Annotated in this window: 19 protein-coding genes; 11 read left to right on the top strand and 8 right to left on the bottom strand. The window is 69.6% G+C overall.

Going from position 1 to position 18,049, the window contains the following annotated elements; genetic code table 11:
• The first annotated feature begins 21 nt into the window (after positions 1–21).
• The 5 genes from ABR571_RS15085 (at position 22) to ABR571_RS15065 (ending at position 3,523) form a co-directional block, all read left to right on the top strand.
• Positions 22–654 (top strand): NADPH-dependent F420 reductase, encoded by a 633-nt coding sequence (locus ABR571_RS15085; protein ID WP_409454026.1) that lies wholly within the window; start codon positions 22–24, stop codon positions 652–654.
• A 99-nt stretch (positions 655–753) separates the two neighbouring features.
• On the top strand, positions 754–1,563 hold the full coding sequence (locus ABR571_RS15080; protein WP_409454025.1) for a HipA family kinase: 810 nt from the start codon (positions 754–756) through the stop codon (positions 1,561–1,563).
• Positions 1,560–1,955 (top strand): DUF3037 domain-containing protein, encoded by a 396-nt coding sequence (locus ABR571_RS15075; RefSeq protein ID WP_409454024.1) that lies wholly within the window; start codon positions 1,560–1,562, stop codon positions 1,953–1,955. Before ABR571_RS15080 ends, ABR571_RS15075 begins: the two co-directional genes overlap by 4 nt.
• A gap of 58 nt (positions 1,956–2,013) precedes the next feature.
• Entirely contained in the window at positions 2,014–2,547 is a 534-nt protein-coding gene (locus ABR571_RS15070) for an RNA polymerase sigma factor (RefSeq protein WP_409454023.1), read from the top strand.
• Entirely contained in the window at positions 2,540–3,523 is a 984-nt protein-coding gene (locus ABR571_RS15065; protein WP_409454022.1) for a hypothetical protein, read from the top strand. The genes ABR571_RS15070 and ABR571_RS15065 overlap by 8 nt, the downstream gene beginning before the upstream one ends.
• An 11-nt stretch (positions 3,524–3,534) precedes the next feature.
• Here ABR571_RS15065 and ABR571_RS15060 read toward each other — a convergent pair whose 3' ends face one another.
• Positions 3,535–5,256: a PAS domain-containing protein gene (locus tag ABR571_RS15060; RefSeq protein ID WP_409454021.1), complete on the bottom strand. Its 1,722-nt coding sequence runs from the start codon at positions 5,254–5,256 to the stop codon at positions 3,535–3,537.
• Between the two features lie 195 nt (positions 5,257–5,451).
• Between ABR571_RS15060 and ABR571_RS15055 the strand changes: the two genes are divergently transcribed.
• Complete coding sequence (locus ABR571_RS15055) at positions 5,452–6,249, top strand: DUF5995 family protein (RefSeq protein ID WP_409454057.1); 798 nt, start codon at positions 5,452–5,454, stop codon at positions 6,247–6,249.
• A gap of 18 nt (positions 6,250–6,267) precedes the next feature.
• Here ABR571_RS15055 and ABR571_RS15050 read toward each other — a convergent pair whose 3' ends face one another.
• Positions 6,268–7,320 carry a GAF domain-containing sensor histidine kinase gene (locus ABR571_RS15050; protein ID WP_409454020.1) on the bottom strand — a complete coding sequence of 351 codons (1,053 nt, stop codon included), beginning with the start codon at positions 7,318–7,320 and terminating at the stop codon, positions 6,268–6,270.
• A gap of 64 nt (positions 7,321–7,384) precedes the next feature.
• On the opposite strand from ABR571_RS15050, the gene ABR571_RS15045 reads away from it, so the two are divergent.
• Complete coding sequence (locus ABR571_RS15045; RefSeq protein ID WP_409454019.1) at positions 7,385–7,876, top strand: carboxymuconolactone decarboxylase family protein; 492 nt, start codon at positions 7,385–7,387, stop codon at positions 7,874–7,876.
• 144 nt (positions 7,877–8,020) lie between these two features.
• Positions 8,021–9,670 carry an alpha-amylase family protein gene (locus ABR571_RS15040; protein ID WP_409454018.1) on the top strand — a complete coding sequence of 550 codons (1,650 nt, stop codon included), beginning with the start codon at positions 8,021–8,023 and terminating at the stop codon, positions 9,668–9,670.
• Between the two features lie 14 nt (positions 9,671–9,684).
• Here the strand turns inward: ABR571_RS15040 and ABR571_RS15035 are convergent, their stop codons facing one another.
• From ABR571_RS15035 to ABR571_RS15025, 3 genes are read right to left on the bottom strand one after another with little or no spacing between them, the layout of a single operon-like run.
• The gene (locus tag ABR571_RS15035; protein WP_409454017.1) at positions 9,685–10,770 is read right to left on the bottom strand and encodes a D-alanine--D-alanine ligase family protein; all 1,086 of its coding nucleotides are present in this window, start codon (positions 10,768–10,770) and stop codon (positions 9,685–9,687) included.
• 47 nt (positions 10,771–10,817) lie between these two features.
• On the bottom strand, positions 10,818–11,819 hold the full coding sequence (locus ABR571_RS15030; protein WP_409454016.1) for an NAD(P)H-dependent glycerol-3-phosphate dehydrogenase: 1,002 nt from the start codon (positions 11,817–11,819) through the stop codon (positions 10,818–10,820).
• 10 nt (positions 11,820–11,829) lie between these two features.
• Positions 11,830–12,609: a lysophospholipid acyltransferase family protein gene (locus tag ABR571_RS15025; RefSeq protein WP_409454015.1), complete on the bottom strand. Its 780-nt coding sequence runs from the start codon at positions 12,607–12,609 to the stop codon at positions 11,830–11,832.
• Positions 12,610–12,692: 83 nt separating this feature from the next.
• Between ABR571_RS15025 and cofC the strand changes: the two genes are divergently transcribed.
• From cofC to ABR571_RS15010, 3 genes are read left to right on the top strand one after another with little or no spacing between them, the layout of a single operon-like run.
• Positions 12,693–13,304, top strand: coding sequence for a 2-phospho-L-lactate guanylyltransferase (gene cofC / locus ABR571_RS15020; RefSeq protein ID WP_409454014.1), 612 nt, complete (start codon positions 12,693–12,695; stop codon positions 13,302–13,304).
• Positions 13,305–13,321: 17 nt separating this feature from the next.
• On the top strand, positions 13,322–15,457 hold the full coding sequence (locus ABR571_RS15015; protein WP_409454013.1) for an RNA degradosome polyphosphate kinase: 2,136 nt from the start codon (positions 13,322–13,324) through the stop codon (positions 15,455–15,457).
• 2 nt (positions 15,458–15,459) lie between these two features.
• A complete protein-coding gene (locus ABR571_RS15010; protein WP_409454012.1) occupies positions 15,460–16,374 on the top strand; it encodes an NUDIX hydrolase in 915 nt (304 codons plus the stop codon).
• Between the two features lie 49 nt (positions 16,375–16,423).
• Here ABR571_RS15010 and ABR571_RS15005 read toward each other — a convergent pair whose 3' ends face one another.
• The 3 genes from ABR571_RS15005 to ABR571_RS14995 all read right to left on the bottom strand — a co-directional run.
• Entirely contained in the window at positions 16,424–17,134 is a 711-nt protein-coding gene (locus ABR571_RS15005) for an HU family DNA-binding protein (protein ID WP_409454011.1), read from the bottom strand.
• A 114-nt stretch (positions 17,135–17,248) separates the two neighbouring features.
• Positions 17,249–17,842, bottom strand: coding sequence for a 3-isopropylmalate dehydratase small subunit (gene leuD, locus ABR571_RS15000; RefSeq protein WP_409454010.1), 594 nt, complete (start codon positions 17,840–17,842; stop codon positions 17,249–17,251).
• A gap of 9 nt (positions 17,843–17,851) precedes the next feature.
• Positions 17,852–18,049, bottom strand: a 198-nt coding sequence (locus ABR571_RS14995; RefSeq protein WP_409454009.1) for an aconitase family protein, incomplete at its 5' end; no start/stop codon positions are given.

The following is an 18,049-nucleotide window of genomic DNA, read 5'->3' as shown; positions in this document are numbered from 1 at the left end:
CGCGCACCGCGTTGTGCGGCCATGACAACGATCGGGTTCATCGGCAGCGGCCACATCGGTCACGCAATTGCGAAGCAGGCCATCGCGCACGGGCACCAGGTGGTGCTCAGCAACTCACGCGGCCCTGAGACGCTGGCCGATCTGGTCGCCGAACTCGGACCGCAGGCGCGGGCGGCGACCAGCGACGAGGCCGCTGCCGCCGGAGACATCGTCGTCGTGACGATTCCCTTCAAGAACTACCCGCAGGTGCCGGTGGAGCCGTTGGTCGGCAAGATCGTCATCGACACCAACAACTACTACTTCGAGCGCGACGGTCACTACCCCGACGTCGACGGTGGCGCGGCCACCGCGAGCGGCAAGCTGGCCGAGCACCTCGCCGGCGCGAAGGTGGTCAAGGCCTTCAACAGCATCCGCGCGGCCGAGATCGGCGACCACGCCAGGCCGGCCGGAACGCCGAACCGGCGCGCACTGCCCATCGCCGGCGATGACGACGGTGCCAAGCAGTTCGTCCGCGACCTCATCGAGGGCTTCGGTTTCGATGTCGTCGACGCCGGGCCGCTCGCAGAAGGGCGCCGATTCGACCGTGACCAGCCCGCGTACGGCGCGCCTCTGACGGCGGACGAACTTCGCGAGGCACTGGCCGCGGCAAGCTGATCAGTTCACTGCAGAACGATCTTCCTACAGCAGCAGCCCGACCAGGCTGGAGATGCAGGAAGATCGACGAACTCCGCGAGGCCACTAGGCTCCGGGACCGTGCTCCCTTCGGTCGCCGCGACGCGCTACGTCACGCCGCTGCGTGAGGGCGGCTCGCTGCCCGGGCTCATGGAGGCCGACGACCTGGGCACCTACGTCGTGAAGTTCATCGGCGCCGGCCAGGGGCGCAAGGCACTGATCGCCGACGTGATCGTCGGCTCGCTGGCCGCTGCCCTCGGCCTGCCCGTCCCCGCTCTCGTGACGGTCGAGGTCGATCCCGTCCTGGCGGCCAACGAGCCGGACGAAGAGGTGCAGGACCTGCTTCGGGCCAGCGCCGGGCTCAACCTGGGTGTCGACTTCCTGCCCGGTGCCCTCGACCTCGACCCGAAGGCATTCGACATCGACCCGGGCTTCGCCGGGCAGGTGCTGTGGTTCGACGCGCTGGTGGCCAACGTCGACCGGTCCTGGCGCAACCCCAACATGCTGTTCTGGCACGGCCGTCCGTACCTCATCGACCACGGCGCGGCGCTGACGTTCCACCACAACTGGCCCTCCGCCGAGCAGGCGGCAGCCCGCCCCTACGACGCGAGCGAGCACGTGTTGATCGGCTCCAAGCCCGACCTCGGCGCCGCCGGCCAACTGACGATCAGCGATCCGGTGGTCGCCGCTGCTGTCGACCAGGTCCCCGAGGAGTGGTTGGCCGGCGAGCCGGGCTTCGGGTCACCGGCCGACGTGCGTGCGGCCTACCTCGATTTCTTCCGGTCGCGGCTGGCCGCGCGGGACGGCTGGTTGCCCCCGCTTCGTGACGCGGTCGCCGCCGGGCCGCAGCGCCGGGAGCGCCGCGCCGCTCGGCCATGGCGGTTGCGATGACCGGCGCCCGCTTCCCGTTCGAGTACGCGACGCTGCGGGTCGTCCCGCGGGTCGAACGCGGCGAGTCGATCAACGCCGGCGTGCTGGTCTACTGCCGCGACCTGGACTACCTGGGCGCCGCGGTACACCTGGACGCCGCGCGCTTGCAGAACCTGCATCCCGACGCCGACGTCGCCCAGATCGACTCCGTCCTGCACTCGCTGGCCGACACCTGCACCGCCTCGGGCGCAGGCCCCGCCGCGGCCGAGGACATCGGGCGGCGGTTCCGCTGGCTCACCGCACCGCGCAGCACGGTCGTGCAGCCCGGACCGGTACACACCGGACTCACCGCCGATCCGGCGGCCGAGCTGCTGCACCTGCTCGAGGTCCTGGTCATGCCCGTACCCGGGTGAGCGCGGTTCGCCCGAGCGCCGACCCAACCGATCGGGCCCCGCGCGGGTAGATAGGGGTGTGGAAGCGATCAAAGACATCGACGTGATCGCCTCCGGCCGTCCCGCGGCGCGAACCAGCGCGCAGGAGCGCGCCTTCGCGTCGACCGCCGAGCCGCACTGGCCAGACATGGCCCGGCTCGCGCGGGTGCTTTCCCCGGCCGGGCAGTGGGAGGACGTGCTGCAGGAAGCCCTGTCCGCGGCCTGGCGCAAGTGGTCACAGTTCGACCCGGAGCGCGGCACGGCGCGTAACTGGCTACTCGCGATCGTCGCCGACCAGGCGCGCAAGGGATACCGCCGCGTCCGGTCCGATGCCGTGCTCCTCGACGGCACCGCTGCCTCGATCGACACCGAGGGTGACGTCGATCTGCGCCGCGCACTGCTCCGACTCACCAAACGGCAACGAACCATGGTCGCCCTGCACTACTACGCCGGCCTGCCGGTCGCCGACATCGCCGAGGCGATGGGCTGCAGCGCCGGCACCGTCAAGTCGACGCTCGCCGACGGCCGAGCCCGGCTACGCCGAGAACTCGGAGAGGACTACCGCGATGACTGACCTCGACACCCGGCTGCGGGCCGACGCCGATCGGACCCCGTCAGTACCCGACTTCGCCGCCGCGTTCGCCGCGGCGACGCGATCTCGGCGGCCGTCAACCGCGTGGTGGGCGGCGGCCGCAGTCGTCGTCGTGGTCGCCGGCGGCGCCGGGCTCGTCGCCGTTGCCCGCGGATCGGACTCGCACCAGGCCGCCACTCCGGCGTCGGGCGGCCCGTCGGACGCGCCGTCCATCATCGGCGCGATCACCTCGGCCACCTCCAATGCGCCCAAGCAGCTCATGATCGTGATCAGCCAACCGGCGGGGACCTGCCAGCAGGCGGACGTGAGCGTGCAGGAAACCGCGACCGAGGTGACCGTCCTCTTGACGAGCCGCACGCTCGAGAGCGGCAGCGCCGTCCCGGCCAAGGAGATCGAGGTATCCGTCTCAGGTGGCGCCGCTCCCACGCGCCCACCGGTCAGCGTCGGTCACGGGTGTGGAAGCGATCCCTACACTGCCGCGGTGCTCGGGACGGACACGCCGCTCGGTTCCCGGCGCTTGGTCGACGCGGCCACCGGCAAGCCGATCGCGGTGTTCACCACGATCGTGCCGTCGGCCGGCTACCTCCCAGATGGTTACTCGGAGCCCTACCCGCAGGCGACCGACCCCATGTCGTCGGCCACGCTGGACTATCGTCCTGGGGCACTGTCGCCGATCACCTTGGGGCGGTTCTACCGTAACGCGGCCGGCGACCGGTTGACCGTGGTCGCGGCACCGTCGGCCGACGTCGTCCCCGGCGCCGCCGTCGTCGACACGACCACCGTCGACGGGCATGACGCCACGGTGACCGAGACCGCCACTACGCGGTGCGTGACCTGGGCACCGACGCCCGACAGCGGGCTGCAGGTCTGCTCGGACGTCGGCGGGATCCGAGGTGCTGCGACCGGCACCGTGCTGGACGAGCAGGACCTGCTGGCGGTCGCCCGCAGCCTGCACTGATCACTGCGCGATCACTCGGGCGTGGGGATCCGCCAGTCGAGGACGATCCCGGACGGCTCGTTGGCCCGCCAGGTGCAGGTGCCACCGAGCCGTTCGGCACGTGCGGTTATCTCGGCCATGCCCTGGCCGGTCGCGTCGCCGCCGAGCCCCCGCCCGTCGTCGGCGACGCGCAGCCAGACACTCGACGCGTCGGCCGCAATCGTGACGACGACGTGGCTCGCCTCGGAATGCGCGGCGACGTCGGCCAGAGCAGCTTCGGCGGCGGCGAGCAGTTCGACTCCGGCCGCGGCCGGCACGTACTCCACCGAGCCCACGTTCTCGACGGTCGCGGCGATGCCCCGCGGCTGCGTCGCCGCGTGCACGACGTGCACGAGGTCGGGCAACAGGTCGAGCAGTGCCACGTTCTCGTGCAGCGTCGTCATCGCGGCCTCGAGGTCGTCCAGTGCGGCGAGGATCCCGTCCTGAACGGCGCGGACCTGCGCGTCGGCGACGTCGGCCGGTGACGTGGCCGCCAGACCGGCCGCGAACAGCCGTTGGATGACGAGATTGTGCAGGTCGTCGGCGATCCGCTCCCGCTCCCGAGCCGCAGCGAGCTCAGCCCGCGCCTCTTGCAGGGCCAGCTCAGCCTCGACCCGGTGGGTGACGTCCACGACGAAGCTGTAGATACCTGTCACCTCGTCGCCGTGCATCCGCGGTGCGCAGTACACCTGAAGGTGACGCAGCCCGCTGGGGTGCACCACCGTGCGGTCGAACTGCTGCGGTTCACCGAGAAGTGCAGCCTCCGAATACGCGATGTTCGCGGCCATGTACAGCTCCGGGCCGAGGAGGTCCTGAGCGTGGACGCCGGCGACCTCCGCACGGTCGGCCCGGCCGAACCAACGCACGGCCGCGCGGTTGGCGAACACATTGCGGAAGGACGTGTCCCAGATCGCGATCTCGGCCGGGATGAGATCGAGCAGCGCGCACAGCTCATCGGCCGACCAGCCCCGCCCGGTGATGTCCGGAGGCCAGGGCACGCCGGCCGACACCTCGACATCGATGGATGCCTGGGACGCGTTCGGAAAGCTCACCCGCGGTTCCTCGTCCCGGAGCCCGGTGTGCATCCACGCCCGAACGGTCGCGCGTAGTTCGCCGATCGTTCGCTCGATCGCGTCGGCGGTCGTGGTCAGGACGGGCAGTGTGTCGGCGGCAAGCTCCAGCGCGGCGTCGAGACGCTCGAGGGCCGACCCGAGGTCGTCGACCACGTGGTGACTGTGGAGGTCGCCCACGATGCGGGCGCGCTCGGCGTGCAGGGCGGCCTGCTCGCGAGCGCGCCGCGCCAGTTCGTAGCCCTCGATGGAGGCGGTGATGTCGACCGCCAGTGCGCAGTACCCGTAGACCGTGCCCCGGACGATGTTGGGGATGTGCGTCACCTGATGGGCGTTGTAGCGCTGCCCGTCCGACCCGACCATCGCTCGCTCGACCTGGGTCGGCTGCCCGGCCAACGCACCGTCGATGTACTGGGCGCTCATCTCCACGGCATGCCGCTGCACGAGGTGGGAGAGGTGGGCGCCGAGGAGCTCTTCGTGGGGGCGGTTGAACCGGGTCAGAGAACGCCGATTGCCATAGCGAAGTCGCACGTCGCGGTCCCAAAGCGCAACTGAAGCAGGCAGCGCGTCGAGCAGCTCGAGGAGCTCGTCGCTGAAACTGGTCTGATTCAGATGCATTTGCCCGGCCGGTGAACGCGTTCGCACGGCGATACCTTAACAGCATCTTGACACTAAGGGGACCCGCTCGGCACCATCTGTCCTGCTCCTTTCTCCAGCCCGGCAGTAGCGAGGACCAAGGGGTGTAGGTAGTGGTGTCGGCGGCGGACGGGGACGCACACACGACCCGATCAGCTCGTCCCTGGAAGCGACAACGACTGTGCCGCCGGTGGGCCGAACTGCCTGAACGCAACGCTCAAGGAAGAGCTCCGGGTCTTCACGGGCAACGCGCAGTCCTGCTCGCATCTCGCGATCTTCCCCCTTGCCTACATCCGCATGACCCAGACCTACGGGTGGACGCGCGACCAGCCCGGGTACTACAGCGACGTCCCGTACATGAACCATATGGACGCCATCTTCGCTCGGTACTACACCGATGCGTACTACAACTGGGCCGGCGGCAACCGGGCCGGCGTGCCGCAAGCATGGCTGTACGCCTTCGACGCGGCGCAGAACAAGACGGTGACCGGCGCCGGCGATCTCTTCCTCGGCATGAACGCGCACATCAACCGGGACCTGCCGTTCGTCCTGTACGCCTCCGGCCTCGTCAACTCGAGCGGGGTTTCGGGCAAGGCCGACTACGACGCCGTGGAGAGGTGGCTCAACGACGACACGGCTCCGCTGCTGGCCGAGGAGGCTCAGCGCTTCGATCCGACCATCGACGACACGACCAACCCGCTCGTCAACTACCTGACGTTCCAGATGGTGTCGGCCTGGCGCGAAGGAGCGTGGCGCAATGCCGAACTGCTGGCCGCCGCCCCGAACGACGCCGCGCGGGCGGTGGTTGCCCAGAACATCGAGAACAGCAGCAACGTCATCGCGCGCAACTTCCTGACCTCGTTCGCGGTCAATCCCCTGCCGCTTCTCGGTGGCGGAGGCAACGCAGCGCGCGACGCCTACTGCGCCGCCCACAACGGCGACACGGCACCCGGCCCGTATCCGATGGGTACGCCGACCCCGTACGGCAACAAGATCAACTGACGTCGCCCGGTTCGCGCGTCAGAGGGCGCCTCCCGCTTCGACGCTCCACTTCAGTTCGGTGCCGCCCCCCGGAGCGCCCGAGACGCTGAGGTTGCCGTTATGCCGAACGGCCCGACGGCGCATGTTCGCCAGCCCGCTCGAGCGCCCCGGGTCGCCGAGCCCACGACCGTTGTCGATCACGGACAGGGTCAACGTGTGGCCGTCCAGCACGACTCGCACGTGCACGGCCGACGCGTGTGCGTGCCGCGCGACGTTCGACAGAGCTTCGCGGAGGACCGCCTCCAGATCACCGGCGATGTTCGGTTGAACGGTCGACTCCACCGGGCCGCCGAACACGACGGTCGGCAGGCACTTCAGGGCGGGGGTCATGCTGTCGACGATCGCGATCACCCGCTTCGGCAGCGGCAACGCGGGAGCGTCGAGGCCGCTCGACGGCATGTCGCTGATCAAGGACCGGATCCGGGTGGTCGTCGCGTCCAGCGCGTCGACCTGCGCCGTGACCAGGTCGCGCACCTCGGCGTCGTCGATGCGAGTGGCCGCGGCCTGCAGCGCCATGCCGGCGGCGAACAGTTCCTGGATCACGTTGTCGTGCAGGTCGTCGCGGATTCGTGACCGCTCTTCGACGAGACGGGCGGCCCGGCGCTCCTCACGCGCACCCTGGAGTTCTCGCGCCGTGCCGGTGCGGTGGACGAAATCGGCCAGGTCATCCAGCTCCGCCTGGGCGAAACTCGCACGGCCGGCGAGCCGGCCCACGGCCAGCGCACCTTCGACCCGCTCCTCAGCGACGAGCGGGACGATGATGACCGAACCGATCTGCGCGCGGACGTCGGGCGCCGCTGCACCCTGCCGGGGATAGTCCGCGACCAGCAGCGGCGCACCCGTCAACAGCACCGGAGCGGCGACGCTGTCGCGGATGGCCATCAGATTGCCGACCATGTTCTCGGCCAGCGGTCCGGCTCCGGCCTGGATGATGAGGCGCTCCTGATCGGCCCGGAGCGCGACCAGCGCGAAGTCCCCCTGCGCCCCGTGCATGGCGCTGCGCATGATGAGGTCGAGTCCATGCCCGGGCACGCCGAGACAGTACTCGCGTCGGCACGAAGTGGAACGTGTTCTAGCCAGCCGCTACGCTCGGGCCATGTCCCGCATCGCGAGCGGCAGCGACAACGACCTCGCCGGCTGGCTGGCCCCGCGTCCCCGGCTGGCCAAGGCGGTCGGCGGACTGGCCGACGCCGTCTACAACCACAGCGAGCTCCCGCTGCGGGTCCGTGAGATCGCCCGCATGCGCATCGCCGAGGACAACGAGTGTCAGGTCTGCCGGCACACCCGGGAGGCGGACGGCGAGGCCGAGGGCGCCGACGAGCCGTTCTACGATCACGTCCTCGAGTGGCGCACCTGGCCGGGCTACAGCGCGCGTGAGCGCATCGCGGCGGAGTTCGCCGAGCGATTCGCCCAGGACCACCGCGGCCTGCGGGCCGACGAGGACTTCTGGGCCCGCGCGCACGAACACTTCGACGACGGGGAGATCCTTGCGCTCGGGGTCAGCTGCGGCATGTGGCTCGGGAACGGCCGGCTGATGCGCGTGCTCGACGTCGCACAGTCGTGCCACCTGGTCCTGCACGACACATAGGCGCAGCACTGGCTCGCCAGTAACCTGACAGCATGCTGAAGGCGCTCATCTGGCTACTGCCGGACCGCCGGGTCGAGCGCGTCGTCACCGAACACGGGCGCCCGCACCCGAAGACATGAACCGGGCCTGACCGAGGAGCCAATGGTGTCCGAGCGCTGGTACAAGGAGGCAGTTGTCTACTGCCTCGACGTCGACATCTACCAGGACTCGAACGGAGATGGCTGGGGTGACCTGGCCGGTCTCACGAGCCGGCTGGACTACCTGGCCCGGCTGGGCGTCACCTGCCTGTGGCTCAACCCGATACACCCCTCCCCTCAACGCGACAGCGGCTACGACATCAGCGACTACTACGGCGTCGACCCACGCCTCGGGACCCTGGGCGACTTCGTCGAGCTGGCGCTACAGGCGCGGGCGCGAGGCATCCGGCTACTGCTCGACCTCGTCGTGAACCACACCTCCGATCAGCACCCGTGGTTCCAGTCCGCTCGCAGCGACCCGCAATCGCCTTATCGGGACTGGTACGTGTGGAGCCGTGACGAACCGGCCGATCGGCGGCAGGGGATCGTCTTCCCGGGCGAGCAGACCGAGACATGGACCTGCGACGCGGTCGCGAAGCAGTGGTACTTCCACCGCTTCTACGACTTCCAACCGGACCTGAACTGGTCCAACCCCGCGGTCCGGGCAGAGATCAAGAAGGTGATGGCCTTCTGGTTGCAGCTCGGTGCCTCCGGTTTCCGGATCGACGCCGCGCCGTTCGTGCTCGAACAGGTCTCGCCCGATGTCGATCCCGGTCCACTGGACTTCACGATCCTGAACGACTGGCGCCAGGACGTGCAGTGGCACAGCGCGGATGCCGTCCTGCTGTGCGAGGCCAACGTGGCTCGCGAGGACGTGGCCAGCTACTGCGCGGCGGTCGCCGACGGTCCGAACGACCGCGCGCACATGATGTTCGCCTTCGACCTCAACGCGAAGCTGTGGTTGGCGTTGGCCCGCAGCGACGCGGAGCCCCTCGTGGAATATCTCGGCGACATGCCCCGCATGCCGGCGATGGCCCAGTGGGCGACGTTCCTGCGCAACCACGACGAGTTGGACCTCAGCAAGCTGACCCAGGAGCAGCGCCACGACGTCATGGCCGCCTTCGCGCCCAAGCCCGACATGCGCATCTACAACCGCGGCATACGGCGTCGGTTGGCTCCGATGCTGGCCGGCGAGCGGCGACGCATCGAGCTGGCCTACTCCTTGCAGTTCACGATGCCGGGTACTCCCGTGCTCCGCTACGGCGAGGAACTCGGCATGGGGGAAAACCTACGACTGGACGGGCGCGAATCGATCCGTACTCCCATGCAGTGGGAGGGTGGGCCCAGCGCCGGGTTCTCGACCGCGCCGCCGGCGAAACTCGTACGGCCGGTGCTGAACCGCGGGACCTACGCAGCGGGCAAGGTGAACGTCCGAACCCAGAGCCGGGATCCGGAATCCCTGTTGCGGTGGTTCCAACAGCTGATCGACGTCCTCCGCGAGTGTCCGGAGATCGGAGTGGGCACACCCGATGTCGTCGACGTACCGGTGCCCCGCTCGGTACTGGTTCATCGGTTCGACGCGCCCGAGGGCGCGATCTTGCTTCTGCACAATCTGGCCGATTCGCCGGTCTCGCTCGACCTCGGCTCGGTCGACCTCGGCCGGGATCCCCATGAGGTGTTCGCCGATTCCGAGTATTCGCCGGTGACCGGGGACCGTTCGAAGGTTGCGCTCGGCGCCTACGGGTACCGCTGGCTGCGCCTGCGTCGGGGCAGCTAGCAGGATCGACCGGGTCAGTCCACGCCGCGGCGCAGCGCGGCGGTGATCAATCGATCGACGAGCGTCGGGTAGTCGACGCCGGACGCGGCCCACATCTTCGGATACATCGAGATGTGCGTGAAACCGGGCATCGTGTTGATCTCGTTGACGACGACGACGTCGTCGGGCGTGACGAAGAAGTCGACGCGGGCGAGCCCATTGCAGTCGAGCGCGGTGAACGCCCGGCAGGCCGCGTCCTGGATGTCGGCGATCACCTCGGCCGAGACCTGCGCCGGGATGTCGAATTCGCACGCGTCGTCGAGGTATTTCGCATCGAAGTCGTACCAGTCGTGGCCGGGTCGCAGCCGGATCTCGGCGGGAACACTCGCCTCGGGGAGGCCGTCGGCGTTCTCCAGGACGCCGCACTCGATCTCGCGGCCGGTCACCGCCGCCTCGATCAGCGCCTTCGAGTCGTGGGCGAACGCAAGCTGCACCGCCTCATCGAGGTCCGTCCAGTCGTCGACCTTGCTGATGCCGACGCTCGAGCCGCCTCGCGCAGGCTTGACGAAGACCGGCAGGCCGAGGGGATGCAGGTCGACGGCCGAGTAGGGCCGGCCGCGGCGCAGGACGGCGAACCGGCCGACCTCGAGACCGGCGGCCCGAAGCAAGATCTTGGTGAACTCCTTGTCCATACCCGCGGCGCTCGCGAAGACGCCCGGGCCCACGTAGGGAACGCCCGCCATCTCCAGCAGTCCCTGGATCGTGCCGTCCTCGCCGAAGCGCCCGTGCAGCACAGGGAAGACGACGTCGACCGATTCCAGGAAGGTCACCGCCTCCCCGGGGTCCACGGCGACCAGCGTCGAGGACGACGGATCGGGAGAGATGACGACGTTGGTGCCCTTCTCGACCTCGGGCAGCGTGCGTTCGCTGATCTGCAGCGACTCCGGGGTCGCGTCGGTGAGCACCCACTGCCCGGACGGAGTGATCCCGACGGGGACGACCTCGTACTTGGCCGGATCGAGCGCGGCCAGGACGCTGCCGGCCGACACCACCGAGACGCCGTGCTCGCTGCTGCGGCCGCCGTACACCACCGCCACCCGGATCCGCCGACTCACGGTCAACGCTCGCTACGCTCGCTCACGGTCCGACCCTACCCAAGGGGTTCGGATCAGCTCTCCGACTTCATCGAGCGCGACATGAGCAGCTCGAGCATCTGCGGCGGAGTCATGCCCCTGAAGCAGACCGCCTCGACGGCGGCGGTGATGGGCACGTCGACATCGTGCCTCTTGGCCAGCTCCAGCACCGACCGGCACGACTTCACCCCCTCTGCGACCTGTCCCCGCGTGCCCGCCTGCGCTTCATCCAGGGACTCGCCGCGACCCAAACGCTCGCCGAAGCTGCGGTTGCGGGACAGCGGGGAGTTGCAGGTGGCCACCAGGTCTCCCAGCCCGGCCAGACCGGCGAACGTCAACGGATCGGCGCCGAGGCACTCACCGAGCCGCGCCGTCTCGGCCAGGCCGCGGGTGATGATCGACGCGACGGTGTTGTCGCCGAAACCCATCCCCTGGCCGATCCCGCACGCCAGGGCGATGACGTTCTTGACCGCTCCGCCCAGCTCGCAGCCGACGACGTCGGAGTTCGTGTAGGGACGGAAGTACGACGTGCCGCAGAGCTTTTGCACCGACTCGGCCCGGGCCTCGTCCACGCAGGCGACGACGGTGGCGGTCGGTTGTTCCTCCGCGATCTCGCGGGCGAGGTTCGGTCCGCTGACGACGGCAATCCGCTCGGCCGGCGCGCCGGAGATCTCGGCGATGACCTCGCTCATCCGCTTCGCGCTGCCGAGCTCCACACCCTTCATGAGACTCACGAGCGTCGCGTCCGGGGGCAGGTGTGCCGCCCAGGCGGCGAGGTTCTCGCGCAGCGACTGCGACGGGATGGCGAAGGCGACGAGGTCGGCACCGCGCAGGGCGGCAACCGGATCGTGGGTGGCGACCAGTGCCGGCGGCAGCTCGATGCCCGGCAGGTAGTCGTCGTTGCGGTGGACCGCGTTGATGTCGTCGGCGAGCTCGGGCCGGCGCGCCCAAAGGGTGACGTCGTTACCCGCGTCGACCAGCACCTTCGCGAACGTGGTCCCCCAGTTACCGGCACCCAGCACCGCGGCGCGGGTCATTGTCGTGGCCTCATGCCGCATCGCCCGGATCGGTCGCTTCGAGGCCGTCGGACTTGCGCCGCCAGCGGTACAGCTCGCCGGTCGGCGCCGACTGCCCGCGCAGCGCGGCGACGTCGTCGCGCAGGCGACGCATGATCACGTCTGTCACTTCGCGCAGCACCTTCGGCGTGGGGTTGACGCCGCGACAGGCGCTCAGGTCGATCGGCTCGCCGACCGACATGACGTGCTTGGCCCGCGGCAACGGGCGGACGTGCTTGTTGTAGAAATCCCACTTCTCCTGCACGCCCCACTGGGCGACGGGGATGACCGGCACGTCCGGGGCGAGCAGGGCCAACCGGGCGGCGCCGGTCTTGCCGTTCATCGGCCAGCCCTCGGGGTCACGGGTGACGGTCCCCTCGGGGTGCAGGACGATCACCTTGCCGGCGTGCAGCGCGTCGACGGCGGCCGCCAGCGACTGGCGGGCGTCGACCGTTCCGCGCTTGACCGGGATGTGGCCCATCGTCCGCATGGCCGCGCCGACGACCGGGACGTCGAAGATCGACTCCTTGGCCAGCACGCGCGGGACCCGGCCGGCGTCCAAAACGAACTTGGCGATCAGGAACGGGTCCACGTGTGACACGTGGTTCACGACGATGATCATCGGCCCTTGCTGGGGAATCCGCTCGATGTTGCGGTAACGGGATTTGAACGCTCCGGACACCGGGTAGTACAGGATGCACCAGACGACCCGCCAGCCGAAGCCCAGCTTCTCGCCGTGCCCCGGCCTGCGTAACTTGTGGAGCCTCGCCACCCGCTACTCCTCTCGGTCCCCGATGCAGTCTGCCGTATCGACCCGTGACGCCCGGCACCCACCGGGTTCGTAGACTCCCAACCGTGCGTTGGACCGTCGTCATCCCGGCCAAGGCACTTCCCGAGGCGAAGAGCCGGCTGCTGCCCGCCAGCGCCGACGCCGCCGCCCACCGCCACCTTGTCGAGGCGATCCGGGCCGACACCCTCGCAGCCGCCGGTGCCGCTGAGGGCGTCGCCCGGGTCCTGGTCGTCACCGATCGCATGGGCGACCCGGACGCGCTCGTGCAACGGCAGCCGGGCCTGAACGCGGCGCTGCGTGAAGCCGCCGAGTACGCGGCCCGATCCTGGCCCGAGGACGGCATCGTCGCGTTGGTGGGCGATCTGCCGGCCTTGCGCCCGGACGAATTGGCAGCGGCGCTGTCGGCTGCGGCCCAGCACCCCCGATCCTTCGTGGCCGACGCCCCGGGCACCGGCACCACACTGCTGGCGGTGACGCCCGGGACCTCGCTGGACCCCCGGTTCGGCGCCGGCTCGGCCGCCCGGCATGCCGACGGGGGCGCGCAACTCGAGGGCGGCCGGGGCCTGCGGCACGACGTGGACACCGCCGAGGACCTGCGCGAGGCGGCCGGCCTGGGACTCGGAGCCGCGACGGCCGCGGTGCTCCGTGCGGCCGAGGTTCCCGTCCGTTCATCTTGACGGGGCATCATTGAGCGGTGAGCGAAGCCCTGACGACGACGGACATCACCGCGACCGACTCCGCTCTTGAGGACGAGGACACCGCCGGGATCCAGCACGTCGACGATCTGCCCGACGACCGGTTTGCCAACCGCGAGCTGTCCTGGCTCGCTTTCAACGAGCGCGTGCTGGCGCTGGCCGAGGACCGCGACCAGCCACTGCTCGAACGGCTGAAGTTCTTGGCGATCTTCGCCAGCAACCTCGACGAGTTCTACATGGTGCGCATCGCCGGGCTCAAGCGCCGGGCCGACATGGGTCTGCAGGTGCGCTCGGCCGACGGCCTGTCCCCCCGCGAGGTTCTGACCGCGCTCTCGGCCCGCACCCGGGAACTCGTCGAACGGCATGCCCGGTGCTACGCGGAGGTCGTCGCACCCGGGCTCGAGTCCGAGGGCATCCACATCCGCCGCTGGGACGACCTGGACGACGAGGAGCAGGGCCGTCTCGCCGAGTACTTCGAGATGAAGGTGTTCCCTGTCCTCACCCCGCTGGCCGTCGACCCGTCCCATCCCTTCCCCTACATCTCCGGTCTGTCGCTGAACCTCGCCGTGCTCGTCCGCGATCCGGACGGTGAGATCCAGCGCTTCGCGCGGGTGAAGGTGCCCAACAACGTCCCGCGCTTCGTCGTCGTGTCGCAGAGTCCGGTCGAGGCGGAGTACCTGCCGCTCGAAGACCTGATCGCCGCTCACCTGTCGATGCTGTTCCCCGGCATGGAGGTGGTCGAGCATCACCTGTTCCGGGTGACCCGCAACGCCGATTTCGAGGTGGATGAGGACCGCGACGAGGATCTGCTGCAAGCCCTCGAGCGCGAACTCATGCGCCGCCGCTTCGGCCCGGCCGTTCGGCTCGAGGTCGCCGACGACATCGATGACGAGGTCGTCGAACTACTGGTCAGCGAGATCGACGTGGAGCCCGACGACGTGCTGCGCATCCGCGGGCTGCTCGACCTGAGCGCGCTGCAGCAGGTGTACGACATCGACCGGCCGGCGCTCAAGGAGCGTCCGTTCATGCCGTTGACGAACCCGCGCTTCGCCGAGGGGGAAACCCCGAAGTCGGTGTTCGCCACCCTGCGTGACGGCGACGTCCTGGTCCACCATCCCTACGAGTCCTTCGCCACGAGCACGCAGCGCTTCATCGAGCAGGCCGCCGCCGATCCCCGGGTACTCGCCATCAAGCAGACGCTGTACCGCACGTCCGGTGACTCCCCCATCGTTGACGCGCTGATCGACGCGGCCGAGGCCGGCAAGCAGGTCGTGGCGCTGGTCGAGATCAAGGCCCGGTTCGACGAGCAGGCCAACATCAAATGGGCGAGAGCGCTCGAGCGCGCCGGCTGTCACGTCGTCTACGGATTCATGGGGCTCAAGACCCATTGCAAGACCGCGCTTGTCGTCCGGCAAGAAGGCAATCAGATCAAGCGCTACGCCCACATCGGAACCGGCAACTACAACCCGAAGACGGCTCGGGCGTACGAGGACCTCGGCGTGTTCACGGCGGACGAGGAGGTGTGCGCCGATCTGACCGACCTGTTCAACGTCCTCACGGGCTACTCGCGGCAGACCGAGTACCGCTCGTTGCTCGTGGCCCCGCAGGGAATCCGGGCCGGGCTGCTCGAACGCATCGAGCGTGAGGTCGAATTCGCCCGCAGCGGCCGCCCCGCCCACATCCGGTTCAAGACCAACCATCTCGTCGACGAGCAGACGATCGACGCGCTGTACCGGGCGTCGCAGGCGGGTGTGAAGGTCGAGCTCCTGGTGCGCACGTTCTGCACGATCCGCGCCGGCGTTCCCGGGCTGTCGGACAACATCCGGGCGCGTTCGATCCTCGGCCGCTTCCTCGAGCACTCGCGTATCTACTACTTCGGTGGCGGCGGCGACCCGGAGTTCTGGGTCGGCTCGGCCGATCTCATGCACCGCAACCTGGACCGCCGGGTCGAGGTGCTGTGCCGGGTGTCCGACCGGCAGGCCCGGGCCCACCTCGACGACTGCCTCGATCTCGCCTTCGACGAGGACACGGCGGCCTGGGACCTGCACAGCGACGGCAAGTGGGTACGCTCCGGCCGTGCCCAAACCGACTATCAAGAGCTGCTGATGAAGCGGCTGGCCGACCGCGGCGAGTAGGCGTGCTGCGTCGGGGAGCGGCGTCGGAGATCCGCGCGGCCGGCGGAGTCGTCTGGCGGGTGCGTAAGAGCCACGTCGAGGTGGCTCTCGTCCACCGCGCTCGCTATGACGACTGGTCGCTGCCGAAGGGCAAGCTCGAGGACGGCGAGACCGAGCTCGCCGCCGCGGTGCGCGAGGTGGCCGAGGAGCTCGGGTCTCACGTCGCCGTGTCGCGACGCATCGGCGACGTCACTTACACCGTGCCCGACGGACGCAAGTCGCTCACCTACTGGGTGATGCGCCATGTCGGGGGCGAATTCAGCGCAGGCGCCGAGATCGACGACGTCGAGTGGCTGCGGCCCAAGGCAGCGCGCGACCGGCTGAGTTACGACGTCGACCGCCGGGTCATGGCCGACTTCGCCGCGGTGCCGATTCCCGACTCGGTGATCCTGCTCGTCCGCCACGCCAGGGCCGGCAAGCGAGGCGACTGGGCCGGCGACGACGACGACCGGCCCCTCGACCTCTCGGGGCAGGCGCAGGCGCGGCGGCTCGCCGAGCTGTTGGCCTTCTTCGCGCCCGACCGGATCGTCTCGGCCGACCTCGTCCGCTGCATCGACACCGTCCAGCCCCTCGCCGAGCGGCTGGGTCTCGACGTCCAGGTCGATCCGGTTTTCGCCGACCGGTCGCACGCCGCGTCGCCGTCGGCCAGTGAGGACGCGCTCATGTCGTTGGCCAAGCCGGGCCGCGTGACGGTGGTCTGCAGCCAGGGCACGACGATCCCGCGCCTCGTCGACCGGCTCGGTCGCGGACTGCGCGACACGGACACGAAGAAAGGCGCGGCCTGGGCGTTGTCGGTCGTCGACGGCACCGTCGTGTCCGCCGACTACTACGACGACGCCACTCGCGCCACTCGCGCCACTCGCGACGTGTCGAGCTGACGCGAAAGGGGCGCCGGCCGCGGCCGACGCCCCCTCTGCGCAGCGCGGGCTACTTCTTCTTGGCCGGAGCCTTCTTCGCGGCCGACTTCTTGGCCGGTGACTTGCTGGCCAGCTTCTTGGCCGTTGCCTTCTTGGCCGCCTTCCTGGGACCATCGGAGGCCAGCGTGCGGCCGGCCGCAGACTTGCCGCTCGACGCCTTCTTCGCCGCCGACTTCTTGGCCGGCGCGGACTTCTTGGCCGCCGACTTCTTGGCCGGCGCGGAACTGCCCGCCGCCGCGGTCGACGGCGACTTCTTCACCGCGGCCGCGGCGCGACCGGGCGCTTCGCGCACCGCGTCGGCCGCGTCGCGCACTGCGGCCGTCGCACGGTCCTGCGCGTCCCTCACCACAGCGGCGGCCCGGGCCGGCGCATCCCGCACGGTGTCGGCGGCCTTGCTGACAGCGGCCTGCGCCCGGGCGGTGCGTTCCTGCGTGAAGTCGCGGGCACCGCTGGCGATCGCCTTGAACTCGGCACCGGCGCGGAACGCCGGAACGCGCGACGCGGCGACGTCCACCCGCGCGCCCGTTGCGGGGTTGCGTGCGGTGCGCGCAGCGCGGTCACGACGCTCGAATACGCCGAAGCCGGTGATCGCAACCTTCTCGCCACGCGAGATCGCGGCATAGACGCTGTCGATCACCGCGTCGAGCGCAGCTGCTGCGCGCTTCCTGTCGCCGTCAAGACGCTCAGCGAGCATCTCGACGAACTGAGCCTTGTTTGGCACGGGTCCTCCCGGGACGTGTGTCGGCCACGATGGTCGTTCGCTTCGACACGCTATGCGGTTGGACTGCGGTGAACAACGTGCTCAGGCTGTGTCGCAGGAGATTTGTTGCTCGAGTCAGACGGTCGCGGTCGGCAGCCAGGGTTTGCGAGTGTGCTCGTACGCATCGACGGCGTCGGTGTGGCGCAGCGTCAAACCGATGTCGTCGAGGCCTTCCATCAACCGCCAGCGCGTGTAGTCGTCCAGCGCGAAGTCGTGCACCTCGCCGCTCCACCGCACCTGGCGGTCGACGAGGTCGACGGTCACCTGCGTCGCCGGATCGTCGCTGATGTCGTCCCACAACCTCTGGACGATCTTCTCGGGCAGCTCCACCGTGAGCAGTCCGGCCTTGAGCGAGTTGCCGCGGAAGATGTCACCGAACCGAGGCGACACGACCACCTTGAAGCCGTAGTCGAGCAGCGCCCACACCGCGTGCTCGCGGGAGCTGCCGGTGCCGAAGTCGGGTCCGGCGACCAGCACGGTCGCGCCGTCGTACTGCGCTTGGTTGAGGACGAAGTCGGGCTCGTTCACGCGCCAGGCGCTGAACAGCCCGTCCTCGAAGCCGGTGCGCGTCACCCGTTTGAGGTAGACGGCCGGGATGATCTGGTCTGTGTCGACGTTGCTGCGGCGCAGCGGAACCGCAGTTCCGGTGTGCACGGTGAATGCGTCCATGTGGGTCTCCTACAAGTCAGCTGGGCTGGCGAGGTGGCCAGTCACGGCCGTTGCGGCGGCGACCAGGGGCGACACGAGATGCGTGCGGCCGCCCTTGCCCTGGCGCCCTTCGAAGTTGCGGTTCGACGTCGAGGCGCTGCGCTCGCCCGGAGCCAGCTGGTCGGGGTTCATGCCCAGACACATCGAGCAGCCGGCCTGCCGCCACTC

The sequence above is a fragment of the Jatrophihabitans sp. genome (assembly GCF_046262535.1).
In the GTDB taxonomy this organism is placed as follows: domain Bacteria; phylum Actinomycetota; class Actinomycetes; order Mycobacteriales; family Jatrophihabitantaceae; genus Jatrophihabitans.
Note: the sequence above shows the minus strand (reverse complement) of the source record. Positions and strands in the feature narration are given on the sequence as shown.

Bases quoted from the DNA above. Each gene is read 5' to 3' on its own strand.
- ABR571_RS15045 (WP_409454019.1), top strand. From the start codon at position 7,385: ATGTCCCGCATCGCGAGCGGCAGCGACAACGACCTCGCCGGCTGGCTG.
- ABR571_RS15065 (WP_409454022.1), top strand. From the start codon at position 2,540: ATGACTGACCTCGACACCCGGCTGCGGGCCGACGCCGATCGGACCCCG.
- ABR571_RS15075 (WP_409454024.1), top strand. From the start codon at position 1,560: ATGACCGGCGCCCGCTTCCCGTTCGAGTACGCGACGCTGCGGGTCGTC.
- leuD (WP_409454010.1), bottom strand. From the start codon at position 17,842: ATGGACGCATTCACCGTGCACACCGGAACTGCGGTTCCGCTGCGCCGC.
- ABR571_RS15085 (WP_409454026.1), top strand. From the start codon at position 22: ATGACAACGATCGGGTTCATCGGCAGCGGCCACATCGGTCACGCAATT.
- ABR571_RS15030 (WP_409454016.1), bottom strand. From the start codon at position 11,819: ATGACCCGCGCCGCGGTGCTGGGTGCCGGTAACTGGGGGACCACGTTC.